At 71.7% G+C, this 20,483-nt stretch carries 19 protein-coding genes; 8 read left to right on the top strand and 11 right to left on the bottom strand.

The window, feature by feature from the left end:
• Nucleotides 1-464: 464 nt before the first annotated feature.
• The 4 genes from qcrB to ctaE all read right to left on the bottom strand — a co-directional run bounded on the left by qcrB (nucleotide 465) and on the right by ctaE (nucleotide 4,801).
• Complete coding sequence (gene qcrB, locus Raf01_RS34195; protein WP_203922218.1) at nucleotides 465-2,096, bottom strand: cytochrome bc1 complex cytochrome b subunit; 1,632 nt, start codon at nucleotides 2,094-2,096, stop codon at nucleotides 465-467.
• Nucleotides 2,093-3,181 (bottom strand): cytochrome bc1 complex Rieske iron-sulfur subunit, encoded by a 1,089-nt coding sequence (qcrA, locus tag Raf01_RS34190; RefSeq protein ID WP_203922217.1) that lies wholly within the window; start codon nucleotides 3,179-3,181, stop codon nucleotides 2,093-2,095. The genes qcrB and qcrA overlap by 4 nt, the downstream gene beginning before the upstream one ends.
• Entirely contained in the window at nucleotides 3,178-4,113 is a 936-nt protein-coding gene (gene qcrC, locus Raf01_RS34185) for a cytochrome bc1 complex diheme cytochrome c subunit (protein WP_203922216.1), read from the bottom strand. Before qcrC ends, qcrA begins: the two co-directional genes overlap by 4 nt.
• Before the next feature lie 88 nt (nucleotides 4,114-4,201).
• Entirely contained in the window at nucleotides 4,202-4,801 is a 600-nt protein-coding gene (ctaE, locus tag Raf01_RS34180; RefSeq protein ID WP_239134182.1) for an aa3-type cytochrome oxidase subunit III, read from the bottom strand.
• A 233-nt stretch (nucleotides 4,802-5,034) separates the two neighbouring features.
• On the opposite strand from ctaE, the gene Raf01_RS34175 reads away from it, so the two are divergent.
• Nucleotides 5,035-5,373 (top strand): response regulator, encoded by a 339-nt coding sequence (locus Raf01_RS34175; protein ID WP_203922248.1) that lies wholly within the window; start codon nucleotides 5,035-5,037, stop codon nucleotides 5,371-5,373.
• Nucleotides 5,374-5,401: 28 nt separating this feature from the next.
• The gene (gene trpD / locus Raf01_RS34170) at nucleotides 5,402-6,523 is read left to right on the top strand and encodes an anthranilate phosphoribosyltransferase (RefSeq protein ID WP_203922215.1); all 1,122 of its coding nucleotides are present in this window, start codon (nucleotides 5,402-5,404) and stop codon (nucleotides 6,521-6,523) included.
• 68 nt (nucleotides 6,524-6,591) lie between these two features.
• On the opposite strand, the gene Raf01_RS34165 is transcribed toward trpD, so the two are convergent.
• On the bottom strand, nucleotides 6,592-7,494 hold the full coding sequence (locus Raf01_RS34165; protein ID WP_239134195.1) for an alpha/beta hydrolase family protein: 903 nt from the start codon (nucleotides 7,492-7,494) through the stop codon (nucleotides 6,592-6,594).
• 51 nt (nucleotides 7,495-7,545) lie between these two features.
• Between Raf01_RS34165 and Raf01_RS34160 the strand changes: the two genes are divergently transcribed.
• The gene (locus Raf01_RS34160; protein ID WP_203922214.1) at nucleotides 7,546-9,456 is read left to right on the top strand and encodes a S9 family peptidase; all 1,911 of its coding nucleotides are present in this window, start codon (nucleotides 7,546-7,548) and stop codon (nucleotides 9,454-9,456) included.
• Between the two features lie 30 nt (nucleotides 9,457-9,486).
• Here Raf01_RS34160 and Raf01_RS34155 read toward each other — a convergent pair whose 3' ends face one another.
• The 6 genes from Raf01_RS34155 to Raf01_RS34130 form a co-directional block, all read right to left on the bottom strand.
• A complete protein-coding gene (locus Raf01_RS34155; protein ID WP_203922213.1) occupies nucleotides 9,487-10,059 on the bottom strand; it encodes an O-methyltransferase in 573 nt (190 codons plus the stop codon).
• Entirely contained in the window at nucleotides 10,049-10,336 is a 288-nt protein-coding gene (locus Raf01_RS34150) for an Lrp/AsnC family transcriptional regulator (protein ID WP_203922212.1), read from the bottom strand. The genes Raf01_RS34155 and Raf01_RS34150 overlap by 11 nt, the downstream gene beginning before the upstream one ends.
• On the bottom strand, nucleotides 10,333-11,172 hold the full coding sequence (locus Raf01_RS34145; protein WP_203922211.1) for an NTP transferase domain-containing protein: 840 nt from the start codon (nucleotides 11,170-11,172) through the stop codon (nucleotides 10,333-10,335). Before Raf01_RS34145 ends, Raf01_RS34150 begins: the two co-directional genes overlap by 4 nt.
• Nucleotides 11,162-11,695, bottom strand: a complete 534-nt coding sequence (locus Raf01_RS34140; protein WP_203922210.1) for an NUDIX hydrolase — start codon at nucleotides 11,693-11,695, stop codon at nucleotides 11,162-11,164. Before Raf01_RS34140 ends, Raf01_RS34145 begins: the two co-directional genes overlap by 11 nt.
• 73 nt (nucleotides 11,696-11,768) lie before the next feature.
• A complete protein-coding gene (locus Raf01_RS34135; protein WP_373319649.1) occupies nucleotides 11,769-13,577 on the bottom strand; it encodes a RelA/SpoT family protein in 1,809 nt (602 codons plus the stop codon).
• A gap of 40 nt (nucleotides 13,578-13,617) precedes the next feature.
• Nucleotides 13,618-15,375, bottom strand: a complete 1,758-nt coding sequence (locus Raf01_RS34130; protein ID WP_373319658.1) for a DEDD exonuclease domain-containing protein — start codon at nucleotides 15,373-15,375, stop codon at nucleotides 13,618-13,620.
• Nucleotides 15,376-15,456: 81 nt separating this feature from the next.
• Between Raf01_RS34130 and Raf01_RS34125 the strand changes: the two genes are divergently transcribed.
• The 5 genes from Raf01_RS34125 (at nucleotide 15,457) to Raf01_RS34105 (ending at nucleotide 20,408) form a co-directional block, all read left to right on the top strand.
• Complete coding sequence (locus Raf01_RS34125) at nucleotides 15,457-17,058, top strand: NYN domain-containing protein (protein ID WP_203922207.1); 1,602 nt, start codon at nucleotides 15,457-15,459, stop codon at nucleotides 17,056-17,058.
• A gap of 47 nt (nucleotides 17,059-17,105) precedes the next feature.
• A complete protein-coding gene (locus Raf01_RS34120; protein WP_203922206.1) occupies nucleotides 17,106-17,309 on the top strand; it encodes a hypothetical protein in 204 nt (67 codons plus the stop codon).
• Between the two features lie 90 nt (nucleotides 17,310-17,399).
• On the top strand, nucleotides 17,400-18,689 hold the full coding sequence (locus tag Raf01_RS34115; RefSeq protein ID WP_203922205.1) for a M48 family metallopeptidase: 1,290 nt from the start codon (nucleotides 17,400-17,402) through the stop codon (nucleotides 18,687-18,689).
• Nucleotides 18,686-19,831: a glycosyltransferase family 4 protein gene (locus Raf01_RS34110; RefSeq protein WP_203922204.1), complete on the top strand. Its 1,146-nt coding sequence runs from the start codon at nucleotides 18,686-18,688 to the stop codon at nucleotides 19,829-19,831. Before Raf01_RS34115 ends, Raf01_RS34110 begins: the two co-directional genes overlap by 4 nt.
• 88 nt (nucleotides 19,832-19,919) lie before the next feature.
• Nucleotides 19,920-20,408, top strand: coding sequence for a thioredoxin family protein (locus Raf01_RS34105; RefSeq protein WP_203922203.1), 489 nt, complete (start codon nucleotides 19,920-19,922; stop codon nucleotides 20,406-20,408).
• Nucleotides 20,409-20,483: the final 75 nt, after the last annotated feature.

Here is a 20,483-nt window from a genome sequence, read left to right as displayed (position 1 = left end):
CCTCCGGACTCTCCTTGCCCCCCACGGGCGAGCATCGTGCCGCCGCGAGCGTCCAGCACTGCGAGCACCCTGTCACCGCGAGCGTTCAGCGCCGCGAGTGTGGGGCCGCCGCGCGCGCAGCGCACAGCACGCGTTCCAGGGGCGCGAGCCAGGGCACGCGGGGCACGGCGAGACTCCGAGCAAGGGCGAGCCCCCGTGCCGTCGTGGCCAGCGTTCAGCGTGGCAAGCGCCGGGCCGGGCGAGCCACACAGAGCCGTGAGCAGAGCCGCGCGGCACCAGTCCCGCGCTCCGCAGTCCCGGGCTCCGCTGTGGGGGAGCACCCGGCCTCAGTGCGCCAGCGTCCTGAGGCCGCCGGGAGACCGCACCGGCTCACCCTTGTCCCCGGAAAAGTGAGAGCGCCCGCCGGATATCCGGCGGGCGCTCTCATCGTTGCTGTGGCCGGTGCTACCGGCCCCGGCGATCGGTCAGGACCGGCCGCCGGTACCGATCTCGTGGTGGCGGCTCGGGGCCGGCGAGACCGGTGCGTTGCTGCTCTGCTCGTTCTCCACGTCCTCGACCGTCTCGACCGGCTTGAAGAACCCGCGCAGCGTCGGCAGCAGGGCGCCGACCCGGTTCATCTTCTTCGGTACCACCCAGCCGGCGTACGGCAGCTCGCCGTGGCCGTGCTCGTCGACCGGCCCCAGCGGCTGGTGTACCTCGTAGAACCGGCCCTCCGGGGTCCGGCGGATGATGCCGGTCTCCACGCCGTGCGACAGCACCTCACGGTCGTGTTGCTGGAGGCCGAGGCAGATCCGGTACACGACGTAGTAGGCCAGCGGCGGGATGATCAGCAGGCCGATCCGGCCGGCCCAGGTCATCGCGTTCAGGCTGATCTTCAGCTTGTCGGCGATCACGTCGTTGCCGCCGGAGACCAGCAGCACCAGGTAGAAGCTGACCGCCATGGCGCCGATCCCGGTACGGGTCGGTACGTCGCGGGGCCGCTGCAGCAGGTGGTGCACCGCCTTGTCCTTGGTGAACCTGGCCTCGATGAACGGATAGAAGATCGGCAGCATGGTCAGGATGCCGGGCAACACGACCGTCGGCCAGAACAGCGGCGGAATGTCGTAGTAGTTGCCGAACATGTGCCACCGGAACTCCCAGGCCGGCATCAGACGCGTCGAGCCGTCCAGGAACATGACGTACCAGTCGGGCTGGCTGGCCGCGGACACCACCGCCGCCTTGTACGGCCCGAACAGCCAGATCGGGTTGATCTGGAAGATGCCGCCGAGCAGGGCGATCATGGCGAACACGATCATGAAGAAGCCGCCGCCCTTGAGGGCGAAGCCCGGGAACATCCGCACGCCGACCACGTTGCTGTTCGTCCGCCCCGGTCCCGGCCACTGGGTGTGCTTCTGCTTGACCAGCAGGCCCAGGTGCACCGCGATCAGCGCCAGGATGACGCCCGGGATGATCAGGACGTGGACGATGTAGAGCCGGTCCAGGATCACGTGGCCGGGGAACTCTCCGCCGAACAGCGAGGTGGTCACCCAGGTGCCGGCGATCGGGATGGACAACATGATCGCGCTGGCGATCCGGAGGCCGGTGCCGGACAACGCATCGTCAGGCAGCGAGTATCCGGCGAAGCCCTCGGTGAAGCCCATCCAGAACAGCAGGATGCCGATGATCCAGTTCAGCTCGCGCGGCTTGCGGAACGCGCCCGTGAAGAACGTGCGCAGCATGTGCATCACGATGGCGGCCATGAACAGCAGGGCCGCCCAGTGGTGCATCTGCCGGATGAACAGGCCGCCGCGGACGTCGAACGAGATGTCCAGCGAGGAGCGGTACGCCCCGGACATGTCGATGCCGCGCAGCGGGATGAAGCTGCCGTTGTACTTCGTGTCCTGCATCGAGGGGTCGAAGAACAGGGCCAGGAACGTACCGGTCAGCAGCAGGACGATGAACGAGTAGAGCGCGATCTCGCCGAGCAGGAACGACCAGTGGTCCGGGAATACCTTGTTGAAGAGTCGCCGGAGCGGGCTGGCTACCTGGAGCCGATCGTCGATTTCGCCTGCGCTCCTGGCGGGCAGGTCGGCTAGATCAACCTTGCGTCGTTTCATGGCCTCTCCCAGAAACCCGGTCCGACCGGCTGCTGGTAGTCGGACTTAGCGATCAGGAACCCGTCGCTGTCAACGTCGAGCGGCAGCATGGGCAGCCGTCGAGTGGCCGGTCCGAAGATCGGCCGGGCGTTGTCGAGGATGTTGAACTGGGACTGGTGGCACGGGCACAACAGGACGCTGGTCTGCTGCTCGTAAAGGCTAGCCGGGCAGCCAGCGTGCGTGCAGATCTTCGAGTATGCGACCAGGTTGCCGTACATGTGGTTCTCGTTCGCCGGTACCTGCCCGGTGATGTTGCCACGGAGCCGGTCGGCGTCGTCGTCACGCAGGTGGATCAGCAGTGTCGGCGAGTCCCCGTAGTCGTTCGTGTTGCCACCGGGAATGCCCGGGAAGACCGTCATCTGGCCGCCGACGCTGATGTCCTCGGGACGGATCGGAGTCATGTCGTCGCGGACGAGGCGGATCGGCTGCCCGTTGTTGGTCAGCTTGTTGTCCCACCCGGTGTGCACGAGGACGTCCGGGTGGTGCGGGTCCTTGATGAGACCACCGACGAGCGGGGCCGCGGCCAGCGCCCCCACCGGGGCGAGCCCGAGCAGAGCCGCCTTGGCGAGCAGCGGGCGGCGCGCGATGCCCAGCTCGTCGACCATGTTGAGCATGGTCGCCCCGGTCAGCTTGCGTTCCGTCTGGTCGACGATCTGGTCGTGCCGGTCCTGGACCGAGATCTCGTCGGGCAGCAGCTTCTTGCCCCACGTGATGATCGCCAGACCGACGCTGAGCAGGGTCAACCCGAGGGTGATGCCGAGCATCGGGGTGTAGTACTTGTTGATGTTGAAGCCGGACTTGTACTCGTACGGCCACCAGATGTACGAGATCAGGAAGCCCAACGCGGCCAGCCCCGTGATCGCGAACAGCAGGGCGACGGTCCGGACCACCCGCTTTTCCCGCTTCGTGCCCGGTACCGGGAACTTGGGCGCGTAGTGGACGATCTCCACGCCGTCGCGCCGGGCGCCCTCGCGGACTAGGTCGAAGCGGCTCAACGACCGGTCGTCGACGTCGAAGTCGTCGTCGTGCTCAGTTGTCGTGCTCATGACTTACCCGCAATCCACAGCGCAGCGAAGACCAGGGCCACAATCCCGACGAGGAAGATCACCAGCGCCTCCGGTACCGGACCGAGCCGGCCCAGGCCGAAGCCACCCGGGTCCTGGTCGTTGGTCTGGTGCCTGACGTAGGCGATGATGTCCTGCTTCTCCTGCGGCGTGAGCTGGTTGTTGCCGAACACCGGCATGTTCTCCGGCCCGGTCAGCATGGCCGCGTAGATCTGCCGGTCGGTCGCGTTGCTTAGGCTCGGCGCGTACTTGCCGGAGGACAGCGCGCCGCCGCCCATGCCGAACGCGTGGCACGAGGAGCAGTTGACCCGGAACAGCTCACCGCCGTCTGAGATGTTGCCGTCGGAGTGGAAGTCGTTGCCGTTCGGCAACTGCGGGCCGCCGCCCAGCGCCTCGATGTAGGCGCCGATGTCGCGGGCCTGGTCGTCGGAGAACATCGGCTGCTTCCGGTCGGCCTGGCTCTGCTGCTGGTTCAGCGGCATCCGGCCCGTGGTGACCTGGAACTCGACCGCGGCCGACCCGACCCCGACCAGGCTCGGTCCGCGACCCGGCACGCCCTGCCCGTTGCGGCCGTGGCAGGTGATGCAGCTCGAGTTGTAGAGCGTCTCACCCTGCTGCGCGGCGCCCGAGAGGGTCGAGGAGTCCTCGGCGTGCACGTTCGGCGCGAAGGCCGCGTAGAGGCCGCCCACCAGCGCTAGCGCGGCGACCATGCGCGCACCTGCCCAGGCGCGGCGGCGCAGCCGGCTGCGCGGCGCGCGGGGCGCACCCAGCCGGGTGAAAACGCCACGGCGGCCGGGCCGCCCATCTCGGGGCGCCCGGCTCGTGTCGGGTTGCTCGTCAGGAGCGGTCTCGCGGCCGCCGACGGTGCCGGGGATATCGGCACCGGGGTCGAGCGGCCGATTGTTGGCGGTCATGGCCTCACCTTGGATGGTCGTGCCGGCTGCGTTGGCAGGTCCCAGCAGTTATGACGAAGCGTCAAGCCGAAATGTGACGTGACAATGATCATCGGATCAGGTAGATCATGGCGAACAGGGCGACCCAGACGATGTCGACGAAGTGCCAGTAGTACGAGACGACGATCGCCGCGGTGGCCTGCGCCGGGGTGAACCGGCCCATGGTGGTGCGGATCATGTAGAAGATGAACGCGAGCAGACCACCCGTGACGTGCAGCGCGTGGAACCCGGTGGTCAGGTAGAAGACCGATCCGTACCCGTCGGCGTTGATCTTGATGCCTTCGCTGATCAGCATCCGGTACTCGTTCATCTGGCCGAGGAGGAAGACCAGGCCGAGGATGAACGTCAGCGTGAACCACTGGCGCAGCTTGAACACGTCGCCCCGCTCCGCCGCGAACACGCCCATCTGGCAGGTCACCGACGAGAGGACCAGGGCCAGGGTGAACGGCGTCGCGTACCACAGATCGAGGTGTGGAGTGTGCTCCTTCCACAACCCGTAATCCGCCGCGCGGATGGAGAAATACATCGCGAACAAGGCCGCGAAGAACATGAGTTCACTGGAAAGCCAGACGATCGTCCCGACGCTGACCATGTTGGGCCTGGTCAGGGAATGGATCCGGCTCTTCTCAATCGCTGAGGCCGCAGTCACGCGGTCATTATTGCCCCCGAGCAGGAACGGCTCGCGGCCGGGTCGCTCTTGAGCGTGTCATGACCGGCCCTGGCGGGATCCGGAGGCTGGCTACCCATCGCGGAGGCCGCGACCGGGCCACCGGGGCGGGTCGGTGGCGGCCGGCCGCCGGTTGACCCGTAGCGGCGGCTACGATTCAGCCCGTGACGTACACGGTCCTTCTCTACAGCGATGATCCGCAGGTCCGCGATCGGATGCGGCAGGCCATCGGCACGCGTCCGGCGGCCGACCTGTCGGTGGAGTTCGTCGACGCGTCCAGCTATGTGGAGTGCCTCACGCTCATCGACACGTACGAGATCGATCTGGTCGTGCTCGACGGCGAGGCGACCCCGACCGGGGGCATCGGAATCGCCCGGCAGCTGCGCGACGAACTCGACGACTGCCCGCCGATCGCGGTGGCCATCGCCCGTGCCGCCGACCGGTGGCTGGCCGCGTACGCGCAGGTGGACGCGACGCTCGCGCACCCGCTCGACCCGGTGACCACCGGTGCCACCGTGGCCGGCCTGCTGCGGGACCGCGCCTCAGCCCGGTAACTCCCCCCTTCCGATACCGGAGGCCGACATGCCCGCGCAGCCTGGCCGCCCTGCCGCGGCACCCGCATCCTCGGCTCCGCCGGCAGCCGGCGGTGGTGAATACAGCTGGCCGCGCCTCATCGGCGCGCTGGTGCGCGGCACCGAACTGTCCAGCGGGGAGACCGCGTGGGCGATGGGCGAGATCATGTCGGGGTCGGCGACGCCGGTCCAGATCACCGCGTTCGCGATCGCGCTGCGGGCCAAGGGCGAGACGCCGGCCGAGCTGGCTGGCCTGGTCGAGGCGATGCTGGCGAACGCGAGCCTGGTCGAACTGCCCGAGGCGGTACGGGTAGACGCGCTCGACGTGGTCGGCACGGGCGGCGACCGGGCGCACACGGTGAACATCTCCACCATGTCGGCGCTGGTGGCGGCCGGCGCCGGGGTACGCGTCGTGAAGCACGGCAACCGGGCGGCCACCTCCTCCTGCGGCGCGGCCGACCTGCTGGAATATCTCGGCGTCCCGCTCGACCTGTCCGGCACGGCGGTGGCCCGCTGCCTCGACGAGGTCGGCATCGGCTTCTGCTTCGCCGCGGCGTTCCACCCGGGCATGCGGCACGCGTCGACCGCCCGCCGCGAGATGGGGACGCCGACCTTCTTCAACTTCCTCGGGCCGCTGACGAACCCGGCCCAGCCCCGGGCCGGCCTGGTCGGGTGCGCCGACCTGCGGATGGCGCCGGTGATGGCCGAGACGTTCGCCGCGCGGGGCAGCTCGGTGCTGCTGGTACGCGGCGAGGACGGGCTCGACGAGGTGACGACGACGGCGCCGACCCGGGTCTGGGTGGTCAGCGACGGCACCGTCACCGAGACCGTGGTCGACGTGCTCGACCTGGGCATCCCGCGATCGGTCGAGGGCGACCTGCGCGGTGCCGACGTGACGTACAACGCGGAGGTGACCCGCAAGCTGCTGGCCGGCGCGACCGGGCCGGTCCGCGACGCGGTGGTGGCGAACGCGGGGGCGGCCCTGGCCGCGCACGCCGGCCCGGGTGGCGATCTCGGCGCCGCGTGGCGCGCGGGCATCGAGCGGGCGAACGCCTCCATCGACTCGGGCGCGGCCGCCGCGGTGCTGGACCGCTGGGTGTCGTTCGCCCAGGGGCTGCGCGCCGCCGAGTAACCCCGGCACTGCGTGACCCGGCACTGTGCGTCGCCGGGTGACTCGGCACGGTGACCGGGCGGGATGAACTAGTTCGACAGCGCGGCGGCGAACGTGGCGACCCGGTCGGCGAGCGGTCCGGCCGCCCGTACCCACGCGAAATGGTCGAGCCGCGCGCCCAGCGGCGCCGCCAGCACCGGAATGTCGCCGGCACGATCGGACGCGGCGTAGTGCTCCCGCCGGACCGGCGCCGCCGGCAGCTTGCCGACCAGGTAGTCCACGGTGGACGCCGGGGTGAACCGGTCCTCGTCGACGCTGATCGCCAGTACCGGGGTGCGTACGGAGCGTAGGGCCCGCTCCGGATCGATCCCGCCCAGCCGCGGGTAGCGCCCGTGCCGGGCGGTGTACCCCCAGTCTCGGATCACACCGTGCGCCTGCCGCCCGCCGAAGCCCCAACCCGGCCACACCCGCAGCAGCGCGCTCGTCGCGGCGATCGACTGCGTGTACGGCAGCACCGCGGCGCCGCGACGCCCCGGGTACGCGCGGAAGAACGGCAACCCGACCGCGACCAGGACGAGCCCGTCCACCGTGGGCTCGTCCGACATGGCGAGGTGCAACAGGGCGGCCTGCCCGCCGAGCGAGTGTCCGAGCAGCAGCGTGGTCCGGTCCGCCAGCCTCGGGCGCAGCGCCTCCTGTACCGCCTCCACGTCGCCGACCAGCTCGGCGAGCCCGTATCGGGAGGCGCGGGACGGCCGTGGCGTGCTGCTGCCGGTGCCGCGCAGATCCGCGACGATCACCGCGAACCGAGCCGCGACCAGCAGCTCGGCGAACGGCCGGTAGTACCGGGCCGGTACGCCCATGGCCGGCCAGATCACGACGGCCGGGGCCAGCGCGTCCTCCGGATCCGGGTAGACGTGCAGCCCGATGTGGTCGGTGCCCCGGTCCACGTGTTCCTGGCGATAACCGGCAACCGGGACGTCGGTATCGTCGATCACGCCACGAGGGTACTTGTCAGTAGCCACCGGCCCGGTAGCCTGCCGAACGTGAAGCCTGCTGATATTTCCCGTGTTCCCATCCCCGGAGCGCCCTCGCTGCGTCCCGACGGCCGAAAAGCGGTCGTCGCGGTACGCCGCGCCGATCTTGAGGCCGACGACTACACCAGTCAGCTGTGGCTGGTCGACACCGACGGTTCGGGCCAGCCTCGCCAGCTCACCCATGGCTGGCGCGACGGCAGTCCGCGATGGTCACCGGATGGCGCATGGATCGCCTTTACCCGCTCCGAACGGGCCGACGACGGCGCCACCGGCAAGCCGCAGGTCTGGGTGCTGCCGACCGACGGCGGCGAGCCCCACCGGCTGACCGACCACCCGCTGGGTGCCGCCGATCCGATGTGGAGCCCGGACTCGACCCGGCTGGCCTACGTCGCCCGGGTGCCGGAAGGCGGTCGGTACGGCTCGCAGGAAGGCGTCGGTCCGGAGAAGGAGGCGCCCCGCCGGATCACCCGGTTCCGGTACCGGCTGGACAACCTCGGCTTCCTCGACTCGCGGCCCCAGCACGTCTGGCTGGTCGACCTCGCCGGCACGACCGAGCAGGTCACCCACGGCGACGCCGACCACGGCGACGTGGACTGGAGCCCGTCCGGCGACCTGCTCGCCTTCAGCGCCGCGCGGCACGAGACCGCGGGCGACGACATGCGTTCGGACATCTGGGTGTGCGCGCCGGACGGCTCCGGGCTGCGGGCGCTCACCGCCGGCGGGCTGGCCGCCGACCAGCCCCGGTTCAGCGCGGACGGCACCCTGGTCTGCTTCGCCGGCATCGAGATCGGCGAGCACGGGCGGCAGGCGGTGGCGAAGAACGACTCGCTGTGGGCGGTCCCGGTGGCTGGTGGCGAGCCGGTCCGGCTGACCGACGAGGAGCGTCACCACCAGTCACGCGCCGTCCGGATGGTGACCACGGCAGATGGCGTGCTGTTCCCCAACGAGCACCGGGGCGCGGGCCAGCTGCTTCTGGTGCCGTACGCCGGGGGTGAACCCCGGGTGGTGCTGGACGGGCGCCGGCAGGTCAACGGCCTCGACCAGGCCGGGGGCACGCTGGTCGCCACGATCGCCGACGAGAACAGCTGGGGCGAGCTGGTCACCGGCTCCGGGACCGTGCTGACCAACTTCAGCGAGGAGTTCCGCGCCACCGCCGGCATCCGGCCGCAGGTAGAGATCGAGGCCGTGGCTCCGGACGGGTACCCGGTGCACGGCTGGGTGGTCCGGCCGGACGGGCCGGGACCGCACCCGGTACTGCTGATGATCCATGGCGGCCCGTTCACCCAGTACGCCTGGGGGCTGTTCGACGAGGCGCAGGTGTACGCGAGCGCCGGGTACGCCGTGGTGATGGGCAACCCGCGCGGCTCCTCCGGGTACGGGCAGGCGCACGGCCGGGCCATCCTCGGCAACGTCGGCGAGGCATCGGCGACCGACCTGCTGGCCCTGCTGGACGCGGCGCTGGCCGATCCGTCGCTGGACGGGCAGCGGGTGGGCGTGCTGGGCGGCTCGCACGGCGGGTTCATGACCACCTGGATGGCCGGGAACCACGGCGACCGGTTCAAGGCGGCCGTCTCCGAGCGCGCGGTCAACGCGATCGACAGCTTCACCGGCTCGTCCGACATCGGCTGGGCCTTCGCCGACGACCTGTACGGCCCGGATCCGGATCGGCAGCGTGCGCAGAGCCCGCTCACGTACGCCGACCGGATCGAGATGCCGGTGCTGATCATCCACTCGGAGCAGGACTGGCGCTGCCCGGTCGAGCAGGGGCAGCGGCTGTTCGTGACGCTGCGCCGGCGCGGGGTGCCCGCGGAGTTCCTGCTGTTCCCCGGTGAGGGGCACGAGATGTCGCGCTCCGGACTGCCGTCGCACCGGGTCGCTCGGTTCGAGGCCATCCTGGACTGGTGGTCGCGGCACCTGTGACGGGTGCGGTCCTCGCCCGCCGGGCGGTGGTCAGCGCCGGGTGGCGACGATCACCGACTCGGTGGGCGAGGTCATCAGCTCGACGGCGGTGAACCGGGGATCGGTCAGCCACGCGATCCGGAGCCCGTCCGGTTCGCCCTGGAAATGAGGTGGCCAGCGGTCGGCCGGGGTGAAGTCGTCCATCACCACGACGCCGCCCGGCGCGATCAGGTCGGCGACCCGGTCCACGCCGTCTCGCTTCCCGCCACCGTCGAGGAACAGCAGGGCGAACGGCGCGTGCTCGGTGATCGCCGTCCAGTCGCCGGTCAGGACCGTGACCGCGGCGTCGCCGTCGAACATGCCGGCGACCGCCTTGGCGCGGTCGGAGTCCCATTCGACGGTCACGAGCCGGCTGCCGTCCCGCAGACCGTGGCGCAACCAGGCGGTGCCGAAGCCGCAGCCGGTGCCGGACTCGCCGACCGTGCCGCTCGCCGCCCCGGACAGGGTGGCCAGCAGCCGGCCGGTGGTCGCGGAGGACGAGTGTGCGAAGCCGGACTCCTCGGCCAGCGCCCGGGCGGCCCTCACCAGCCTGGGCTCGGGCCTGCCGAGGTCGTCAGTCGGCATCCGTGAAGCCGATCGCGAACGCCTCTTCGAGATCGTGCCGCGAGTATGCCTGGAACGCGATGTGCGTGTCGGTGTTGATCACGCCGTCGGTCTTTGAGATGCCGCCCGCGATCACCTCGGCGATCTGGTCGAACTCGCGTACCCGGACGATGGCGATGAGGTCGACGCCTCCGGCGACCGAGTAGACCTCGCTGACGCCGGGCAGGTTGGCCAGGGCGTCAGCGACCTCGGGGATCGAGTCGGTGGCGCAGTCGATGAGGACGATCGCGGTGATCACTCGGGGGCTCCTTCGTCGGGTGCTGCGGTTACGGTACCGTCCCGGCCGTACCGGATGGCGCTCGTGAGGTGTTCGTCGGGGCCGACGTAGCCACCGGGCCAGACGACCGCGTGCTCCACCCGACCGCGGACCACCGCCCCGGCACCGATGACCGCGCTGTGCACGGTGCCGGTGACGTCGGCGTCCGGCGCGACGATCCGGCCGTCCGGCCCGGCGGCGTCGAGGTTGGCGGCGAGATAGTCGCCGGGGGTACCGGTGTCCAGGTACCGGCCGCCGTACGGCACCACGGTCAGTTCGCCGGCCGCCTCCGCATCCCGCCACAGCCGCTTCACCAACTCGCCGGGCTCCACGGCGAGGTCCCGTACCCGGTGCCACGGCAGCAGCGAGTGCCCGGCGAACCGGTACCGGCCGAACTCGTACGGCGGCCCCGGCGTACCGAGCAGCCGCACCTCGGTGCCGTCCCAGCCGCCCAGCAGCGGGGCGAGGTCGCCACCGGCCAGGTACGCGTCGGCGTTGCCGACCAGCACACCCCGGCCGCCGACCCAGTCACGCAGCGCGGCGACCCCACCGGCGGTACCCAGCGGCTGCGGCCCAGATTCGACCGACAGGTGCGCCCGGTCGCCGACCGCCGCGACCACCTGGTCGGCCAGGTGCCAGGCGTTGACCGCGACCCGGGTCGGGCCGGTGAAGCCCAACTCCGCCAGCCGGGCGAGGGCACGGTCCAGCAGCGGGACGTTGCCGATCGGACACAGCGCCTTGGGGACCGTCTCGGTCAACGGCCGCAGTCGCCGCCCCTCACCGGCGGCGAGCACCACCGAACAGATCTCAGTCGCCACCGCGTACCTCGGGATACTCCGCGTACGGTCCCATCCCGTAGTAGGCGAGCAGGCGGGCGGTGGGCGCGGTCAGCGGCGGCAGCGCGTCGATCCGGTGCCAGGCGGCCTCGTAGACCTCGGCACCGTCGACCGCGAAAGCGACGTCGGCCGGCACCCGGGCCTCGAACACCATGTCCACCCAGCGGCCGTTCGAGTGGACCAGCGCGTTGGGCGACAGCGGGATCAGGTCCTCGGCGGACACCTGGATGCCGGACTCCTCGAACAGCTCCCGGGCGGCTCCGACGGCCGGCGGCTCGCCTCGCTTGAGCAGGCCGGCAGGGAGCGACCAGCCGTACCCGGGCGGCTGGCGCAGCAGGACCAGGCGGTCGGGCGCGTCCCGGTCGGCGTCGCGGACCAGCACCACCCCGCCGACGATGTATTTCTGCGTGGCCAGCCGCACCAGCCGCCGCCGCCACCGGCTGGGCAGACGGTAGAAGGTGCTGTAGAAGACTCCCCGCACACGTGCCACTCGTCGACTGGTCACGCGGCCCGCTCCCTATCGGTCATGACCGCCAAGGCTAGTGGCCGTGGCGTGTGGCGCTGGGGGCGGTCGTGGGTTACCGGGGCGACTGGTCGACCGCGGCGATCATCCGTTCGACCGCGCCATCCGCGGACAGTCGGTGATCGGCGACCGCGACGAGCAGTGCCTCCAGGTCGGGGTAGCCCAACTCCTCGACGAGCGCGAGCAGCGGGGCGTCGTCGACCAGCCCCCGGTCGCACTTGCGCAGAGCGAGCCCGATCGCGGCCCGGCCGAGCTTGACCTTGTGCGCGATCGTGGACGGCTCGCCACCGTCGGCGAACCACCGGTCGATCTGGAGTCGGGCCAGCGGAGTCTTGACGAACTGCAGCCACTCCTTCGACGGCCCGGACGCCATCGGCCCCTGGCTGATGATCTCCACCACGTCGCCCTCGACCAGCGGCGAGGACAGCGGGATCAGCCGGCCGCCGCGCCGCGCGCCGACACAGCCGTGCCCGAGTTCGGTGTCCAGCGTGTATGCCAGGTCGACCGGTGTGCTCCCGGCGGGCAGGAGGATGCGCCGGCCGTCGGTGGTGAACACCAGGATCTGCGCATCGGTGAGGTCGCAGCGCAGCGCGTCCAGGAAGCGTTCCGCGTCGTCGGCGACCACTTCCCAGTCCAGTACCCGGCGCAGCCAGTCCGGCGACTCCGCTTTCCCCCGCCCGGCCGCGCTGACGGGGGAGTCGCGGAACGTGGCCACGATGCCGTACTCCGCCTCGCGGTGCATCGGCTCGGTGCGGATGAGCACCTCGAGCGGCTGGTGCTCCGGACCGAGCACGGTGGTGTGCAGCGAGCGGTAGTGGTTGTTTTTCGGCGAGGCGATGAAGTCCTTGAACCGTCCCGGAACCGGTCGCCAGGTCGCGTGTACCGTGCCGAGCGCCGCGTAGCAGTCGGTCTGTGACCCGTCCACGACGATCACGATGCGCGGCAGCTCCATCGGGATTTGCCGGCCGGAGGACTCGGTGTCCTTCCAGATGGAGTAGTAGTGGCGGGGCCGGGCCGAGATCGCAGTCTTGATCTTCGCGCGGGTCAGCTCCGGGTGGATCGTGCCGATCACCTTGTTCAGGTACGGCAGCCACTGCGGACGGTTGCGGACGTGCTCGTCGATGGCCGCGTAGCGGTCGGGGTCGAGGTTCAACAGGACGGTGTCTTCGAGCTCCCGCTTGAGCGCCTGAATGCCGAGCCGGTCACACAGCGGTACGAGCACCTCGCGAGTCGCGCCGGCGATGCGCATCCGGGAGGCCGGCGACCGCACGCCGAGCGTCCGCATGTTGTGCAGCCGGTCGGCCAGCTTGATGACCAGGACCCGCACGTCGCGACCGGCCAGCACGAGCATCTTGCGAATGGTCTCCGCCTCGGCGGTCTCGCCGAAGTAGACCTTGTCGAACTTGGTCACGCCGTCGACCAGTAGAGCGACCTCGGGCCCGAAGTCCGCGCGCAGCTGGGGCAGCGTGTAGCTGGTGTCCTCGACGGTGTCGTGCAGCAGCGCGGCGACCAGCGTCGTGGTGTCCATGCCCAGAGCGGCCAGGATCTGCGCCACGGCCAGCGGGTGGGTGATGTAGGGCTCGCCGCTCTTGCGCATCTGGCCGCGGTGCATCCGTTCGGCGATGGCGTAGCTGCGGCGCAGGACGCCGACGTCGGCGTGCGGGTGGATCTGCCGGTGATCGCGCAGCAGCGTCACGACAGGATCGTCGGACTGGGCCTGCCAGGGGAACATCGATCGGAGGCGACCGGCGAACCATCCCTCCGATGCGCCCGGTTCGCGCTGGGTAGGCGCCCCGCTCGCGACCGGTTGGCCCTTCGCGATGGGGGCGCCCGAAGGCGCGGGTGGACCGGCAGTGAGGTCCACTACTCACCTCCTCGCCGGATCCGGACGCGGTGTTGTCCTTCTAGCCTAATAAGTCAACGGATGACCGATCGGTCACATGATGCTGAACGTACGGCTGATTAGTCGCACGCTCAACCTTTGCTAGCAGGTCGCGGAACCGCCCCGCGCCGGTGGCCGGAAGGGCCCACCCCTCGGACACCTCGACCAGCCTGGCATCCGGTTTCTCCAGCCAGGCGAGCACCCGCTCGGACTCCTCGGCACTGGCGCACGGGGTCGGGCCGGGCCCTGGACGGACGGTCTCGGCCGTGGCCAGCAGCGCGTCGATGGTCGGCTGCGGGTGGACACGGGGAGCGGAGGTGCCGGCGGCAACCAGCCGGCCGTGGCGGACCACAGCCAGCTCCCAACCGCCTCCGGCGGCCGGGCGGGCCGCGACCAGCTCGGCGATCACGGTAAGTGAGTGTAGTCGCTGCATGCGTATCGTGGCCCGAAGAAGCGCGCCGAGCCGTCCACGTAATACGCCGGCCTCCTCGTAGCGCTGCCCGGCGGCGAACCCGTCGATGCGGGCCAGCAGGGCCTCGACGAGCGGGCCGGGGTCACCGGCGGTGGCGGTGCGGAACGGCTGTGCCGCGTCGGCGTCATAGCTTTCCACCGAGATGTGGTGCTCGCACGGAGCCGGGCAGCGGCCCAGCTCGGCGAGCGCGCAGGCCGGCCTGGGTGTGCGTACGGACAGCTTGTGCGTGCACTGGCGCAGCGGCAGGGCGTCGTAGACCGCCGCGGCGGCCAGCTCGGCCGTCTTCGTCGAGGAGAACGGGCCGAGATAGCTGGCGGCGTCGCCGGCCAGTTGCCTGACCACGGACAGGCGCGGGTATGCCTCGGCGGTCAGCTTGAGCCAGTGCACCCGCTCCGGAAACTTCGACCGGCGGTTGTACGGCGGCTTGTGCGCACCGATCAGGCGCAGCTCACGGACCTCGGCCTCCAGCGAGTGCGCACACTCGATGGCCTCCACCCGGGTCGCCGCGGCCAGCATCTCGGTGATCCTCGCCCGCTTCTCGGCCGCGGTGAAGTATGACTTCACCCGGGTGGCGATCGACCGGCTGGTGCCCACGTAGAGCGGCCGGTCGTCGAGCGCCCGGAACACGTACACCCCCGGCGTGTCCGGCAGGCCCTCGCCCAGGTGGCGCTTGCTTCGCTGGACCGGACTCACCGCCCGGGCGAATTCGATCGCCTCACCGAGGGTGAACACCTTGTGCCCGCCGAGCCGGGCGAACAGCCCGTGCAGCACGTCCACCGTGGCCCGGGCGTCGGCCAGCGCGCGGTGGCTGGGCACCCGGGTGCGGAAAAACGCGGCCAGCGTCGCCAGCTTGCGGTTGGGCACCTCGTCGCGGGTCAGCGCGCGGCGGGCGAGTGCGGCGGTGTCCAGCACCTTCGGGTGCGGCCAGGGGTAGCCGAACCGGGCGCAGGCCGCCTTGAGGAAGCCGACATCGTAGGGCGCGTTGTGGGCCACCCAGACCGCGCCGCGGGCGAATTCGAGGAATGCCGGGATCACCTCGGTCAGCGGGGGCGCCGGGGCGAGCATCGCGCTGGTGATCCCGGTCAGCACCGTGACGTATGGCGGGATGGGCTGGCCGGGGTTGACCAGGGTGGCGAATTCGCCGAGCTCCTCGCCGCCCAGGGTCTTCACCGCGCCGATCTCGGTGATGCCGCAGTCCTCCGGCCGGCCGCCGGTCGTCTCAAGATCAACAACGACGAACGTGGTGTCCCGCAGGGAGTGCGCCTCCGGATCGTCAAGGAGCTGGTCGATGGTCTGCTGGACGAAGATCGACGGCACGACCGGACGGTACGGGCCGGGTACGACACTTCTGACGGGCGCCGAACGGGCTAACGATGCGACAATTATCAGATGTCCGCGCAGGTGCCCGACGGCGAGCTCCAGTCATTGGGGCAGCCTGCGCCCGGTACGCCCTCCTCCGGGCCGGTTGAGCCCCCGGCGACGCCCGAACTGTCCGATTCCGTAACGCCCCAGGTCAGGGCCGATTTGCCGGCCGAGCCGGCGGAGCCAGAGGCCGTGGCGGCCCGGCCATCGACACCCGAGCCGGACGCCGCCGGCGACGACACGGACAGCGACGATTTCCGAGCCGACGGTATCGGCGGCGACCGGTTCGGCGCCCACGCCGAGGACGACGAGATCGATGCGGAGGCGGCGGAGCGCCCGCTCCCCGAGCCGGTACGGCAGCGGGTGATCGCGGCGGCCTCGGCCGCGTTGACCGGAATGCCGGCCGAGGAGATCCCGATCGCCCTGCGCCGGGTCGCCCGGTTCGCCCCGGCCCGCCGGGCTCGGCTCGGCGGCGCCGCCATCGCCTCCGCGCTGGCCGGCGATCCGGTGTTCCGCCAGCGGGTGGCGGCACGGGTCCAGGAGGAGGCCGGTGAGCTGGGCGAAGCGGTCGGCGAGGGGATCCACCCGGCGGCCGCGGATCCGGTCGAGGTCGCCGCGCTGGCCTATCTGGTACGGCCGGCGGGCTGGCTGGCGCTGGTCGACGCTGCGGGGGAGGCGGTACGCGCCGAGGCGGACAGCGCCGCGATCACCGGGCTCGTCCGGGACGCCGAGCACCGGGCCGCCCGTGCCGAGCACGATCGCGCGGTGGCCCGGGTGGAGGCCGACAAGCTGCGCGACGAGCTGGCTCGGCTCCGGGAGGAGGCCGCCGGACTGCGCGAGGAGAACCGCGCCCTGCACCGCGCGCAACGTGAGCTCCAGGCTCGCGAGAAGCGGGCCAATGAGCTGCTGGCCACCGAGAAGGGCCGGATCGGCCGGCAAAACGCCGATCATGAGGCCGAGGTGCGCCGGCTGCGCGCCCGGTTGGCCGAGGCGGAGGCGACCGCCGGGGCGACCCGGCAGACCGCGAAGGAGGCCCGGCAGGTCGACGACGCGCGGCTCTGGCTGCTGCTGGAGACGATCGGGCAGGCGGCCGCCGGGCTGCGCCGGGAGCTGGCCCTGGAACCGTCGTCGGTGCTGCCGGCCGACGTGGTCGCGGACGAGGCGGCGGTACGGCCGGGCTCGGCGGACACCGGCCGGGCCAGGGGTCTGGAAGCCGATGACCCCGTGCGGCTGGACCAGCTGCTCGCGCTGCCCAAGGTGCACCTGGTCGTCGACGGGTACAACGTGACCAAGACCGGGTTCCCGGAGATATCCCTGGAGCAGCAGCGCAACCGGCTGGTCAGCGGGCTGGGCGGCATCGCCGCGCAGACCGGCGCCGAGGTGACCGTGGTCTTCGACGGGGCCGAACGGATGGTCGGGCTGCCGCCGGCGCCGCGAGGGGTCCGCGTGCTGTTCTCCCGCAAGGGGGAGACCGCCGACGAATTGATCCGCAGGCTGGTCCGGGCCGAACCGGCCGGCCGCCCGGTGGCGGTGATCTCCACGGACAAGGAGGTCGCCGACGGCGTGCGCCGGCACGGCGCGTACCCGCTCAACTCATCGACCCTGCTGCGCCGGCTGGCTCGCGGCTGAGCTCGGATACCCCGGTTTTTGTCGTACCCCTCGCTTACATTGCGTACATGCTCATCGACTGTGACAACTGTGAGGTGCGCGGGCCGGCCTGCGCCGGCTGCGTCGTGAGTGTCCTGCTCGGCGCGCCGCCCGCCGGGGTCGAACTGGACGAATCGGAGCAGGCCGCCATCGCCGTGCTGGCCGACGCCGGCATGGTTCCGCGGCTACGCCTGGTGACCCGCCAGCGCCCGGAGCGGCCCCGCGCGGCATAGCTCCCGCGCCAGTGGTGGGCTGCCGGCGGGCGGCAGCCCGCCGGCGGGTCGACCCTACGATGGTCGGGTGCGATCACAGAGCGAGCGGACATGAGCCCCCGGACGGCGGCGCTCGTGGTCCTGGCCGTGCTGATCGTGGCCGCCGGGGTCGCGGCACTGTCGCTGGTGCCCTGGCGCGCCGCGCCCGCGCCACGTGCCGACCAGCTGGACGCGCTCCGGCAGCTGCCACCCGACGAGGTGGCCCGCGGGCGCGCGTTCCGGTCCGACCTGCGCCCGGCCACCTACGCCTCGATGGGGGTCGGTCTGGTCGCCGCCGTGGTGCTCGGGCTTACCCCGCTGGGCGCCCGGATCGTCGCGCTGTTCGGTGGCAACTGGGCGGTACGCGCCGCGGTCGGGGGCCTCGCCGTCGTGTTGATCTCGTCGCTGGTCACCCTGCCGTTCTCGATGTGGCGCAAGGTCGTTTTGACGCGGTACGGGCTGTCCACCCAGGGCTGGGGCGGCTGGGCGGTCGACCAGCTCAAGGGGTACGGGATCGGCGCGGTGCTGGGTGGCCTGGCGCTGCTGGCGTTCTACGCGGTGGCCCGGTACGCGCCCGACTGGTGGTGGGCGTGGAGCGCGGCCGGTGCGGCCGGGCTCACCGTACTGCTGTCGTTCGTGTTCCCGGTTCTGTTCGAGCCGATCTTCAACAAGTTCACCCCGATGGCCGAGGGTCAACTGCGTACCGACCTGATGACGCTGGCCGCCGATGACCGGGTGCCGGTGCGGGACGTCCTGGTCGCCGACGCCTCCCGGCGTACCCGGGCGGTCAACGCCTACGTGTCCGGGTTCGGCGCCACCCGCCGGATCGTCGTCTACGACACGCTGATCGATCGGGCCGATCCGGCCGAGGTACGCAGCGTGGTCGCGCACGAGCTGGGCCACGCCAAACGCCGCGACGTGGTGACCGGTACGGTGCTGGGCGCCCTGGGCACAGCGATCGCGGTCGTCGTGGTGTACCTGCTGGACTCCTGGCACGGGCTGCTGCGCCTGGCCGGCGTGACCTCGGTCGCGGAGCCGCGCTCGGTGGCCCTGCTGCTGGCGGTCGCCGCCCTGGCCGGGCTCGCCACCGGACCCGCGCAGAGCCTGGTCTCGCGCAGGGTCGAGGCGCGCGCCGACACCCACGCGCTCACGCTGACCCGGGATCCGGCGACGTTCATCGCCACCCACGCCCGACTGTTTGCGACCAACCTGGCCGACCCGGATCCGAACCGGATCGAACACCTGCTGTTCGCCAGCCACCCGTCCACGGTGGAGCGGATCGCCGCCGCCCGGGCGTACGCGCGGGACGCCGGCCTCCGCCACGACCCGGCCGCGGCCGGGCCCCCCGAAGGAGCCGGATGAGCCGCACCTTGATGGTGACGAACGACTTCCCACCCCGGTCCGGCGGGATCCAGCGGTTCGTGCACAACCTCGCGGTACGCCAGCCGGCCGGTTCGCTGGTGGTGTACGCCTCCACGTGGCCCGCGCGCGATCCCAGCCAGGCCGCGAAGTTCGACGCCGCGCAGCCGTTCGAGGTGATCCGGGAGAACACCGGGATGCTGCTGCCCACGCCGGGTGTGGCCCGCAGGGCCGCCGAGCTGGCCCGCTCGTACGAGTGCGACTCGGTCTGGTTCGGTGCCGCGGCGCCGCTCGGGTTGCTCGCCCACGGCCTGCGCCGGCGCGCCGGCATCGTCCGGGCGGTGGCGCAGACCCACGGGCACGAGGCCGGGTGGGCCGCGCTGCCCGGGGCGCGCGGGCTGCTGCGGCGGATCGGTGACGGGGTCGACGTGGTGACGTACCTCGGGAACTACTTCCGCACAAGGCTGGCCCCGGTACTGGCCGACCGGACCGAGCTGGTGCGGCTGGCACCCGGGGTCGACACCGACTCCTTCCACCCGGACCTGGACGGCTCCGAGGTTCGGGCCCGGTACGGGCTGACCGACCGCCCGGTGATCGTCTGTGTGTCCCGGCTGGTTCCGCGCAAGGGCCAGGACATGCTGATCCGCGCGCTGCCCGAGGTGCGCAGGCGGGTACCCGACGCCGCGCTGCTCATCGTCAGCGGCGGCCCGTACGGCGACTCGCTCCGCCGCCTGGCCCGCGACACCGGCGTCGCCGATCACGTCGTGTTCACCGGCGAGGTTGCCTGGCCCGAGGTACCGCTGCACTTCGCGGCCGGGGACGTCTTCGCGATGCCGTGCCGCACCCGGCACCGGGGACTGGACGTGGAGGGGCTCGGCATGGTCTACCTGGAGGCGTCGGCGACCGGGTTGCCGGTACTGGCCGGCGACTCCGGCGGGGCTCCGGACGCGGTACGGGACGGTGAGACCGGCTTCGTGGTCAACGGCCGGGACGTGGCGGCGATCGCCGACCCGCTGGCCACGCTGCTCGGGGATCCGGCGCTGTGCCGGCGGATGGGCGCGGCCGGCCGGGCCTGGGTCGACGCGGAGTGGCGCTGGGACCTGCTCGCAGAGCGCATGAGCCACCTGCTGCGCCCGGCGGGGTAGCTCCGGCAGGCGCGTCCTCGGCACGCGCGGCTTCCGATGCGCGGGATGACGTTGGCCGTCCGGCTCGGCACCGTGCCACTGTGGTCGGATGGGATCTTCTGGCGTGACCGGACTGCTGGTCGCGGCCGGCGTGCTGGCCGTGGCGACCGTCATCGGTCTGTGGTGGCGCAGCCGCAACGGGCGGCTCCGGGTGATCGGGCCGCCGCCGTCCGCGGATCGGAACGGGGAAGACCGGGACGGGGGAGACCGGGACGCGGAGGTCCTGGCCGCGCTCGGCGTGGTGTCGGGTACGCCGGTGACGCTGGTGCAGTTCTCCTCGGCGGTCTGCGCGCCGTGCCGGGTCGCGGCCCGGGTCTGCGCCGAGATCGCCGGCTCCCGTGACGGCGTCACGCACCTCGAGGTCGACGCCGAGAACCAGCTGGACCCGGTGCGGTCGCTGGGGGTGTGGCGCACGCCGACGGTACTGGTCGTCGACTCGACCGGCCGGATCCGGTACCGGTCGAGCGGCGCCGTCCGCAAGACCGAGCTGGACACCGCCGTCGCCGCCGAACTGGCCGCCACGACAGCGGCACGCTGACCGGGGCGGCGGGAGCCGACGCGGCGCGCCGGCCCCGCGCGCTGACCGTGCGGCGAGGCGACGTGGCGGCAACGA

Source organism: Rugosimonospora africana (assembly GCF_016862975.1).
In the GTDB taxonomy this organism is placed as follows: domain Bacteria; phylum Actinomycetota; class Actinomycetes; order Mycobacteriales; family Micromonosporaceae; genus Rugosimonospora; species Rugosimonospora africana.
This window is presented reverse-complemented; position numbering and strand designations above follow the sequence as displayed.

Excerpts from the sequence above, each read along its gene's own strand:
- qcrB (WP_203922218.1), bottom strand. The coding sequence starts at position 2,096 with ATGAAACGACGCAAGGTTGATCTAGCCGACCTGCCCGCCAGGAGCGCA.
- qcrA (WP_203922217.1), bottom strand. The coding sequence starts at position 3,181 with ATGAGCACGACAACTGAGCACGACGACGACTTCGACGTCGACGACCGG.
- qcrC (WP_203922216.1), bottom strand. The coding sequence starts at position 4,113 with ATGACCGCCAACAATCGGCCGCTCGACCCCGGTGCCGATATCCCCGGC.
- Raf01_RS34175 (WP_203922248.1), top strand. The coding sequence starts at position 5,035 with ATGCGGCAGGCCATCGGCACGCGTCCGGCGGCCGACCTGTCGGTGGAG.
- trpD (WP_203922215.1), top strand. The coding sequence starts at position 5,402 with ATGCCCGCGCAGCCTGGCCGCCCTGCCGCGGCACCCGCATCCTCGGCT.
- Raf01_RS34155 (WP_203922213.1), bottom strand. The coding sequence starts at position 10,059 with ATGCCGACTGACGACCTCGGCAGGCCCGAGCCCAGGCTGGTGAGGGCC.
- Raf01_RS34125 (WP_203922207.1), top strand. The coding sequence starts at position 15,457 with ATGTCCGCGCAGGTGCCCGACGGCGAGCTCCAGTCATTGGGGCAGCCT.
- Raf01_RS34120 (WP_203922206.1), top strand. The coding sequence starts at position 17,106 with ATGCTCATCGACTGTGACAACTGTGAGGTGCGCGGGCCGGCCTGCGCC.
- Raf01_RS34115 (WP_203922205.1), top strand. The coding sequence starts at position 17,400 with ATGAGCCCCCGGACGGCGGCGCTCGTGGTCCTGGCCGTGCTGATCGTG.
- Raf01_RS34110 (WP_203922204.1), top strand. The coding sequence starts at position 18,686 with ATGAGCCGCACCTTGATGGTGACGAACGACTTCCCACCCCGGTCCGGC.
- Raf01_RS34105 (WP_203922203.1), top strand. The coding sequence starts at position 19,920 with ATGGGATCTTCTGGCGTGACCGGACTGCTGGTCGCGGCCGGCGTGCTG.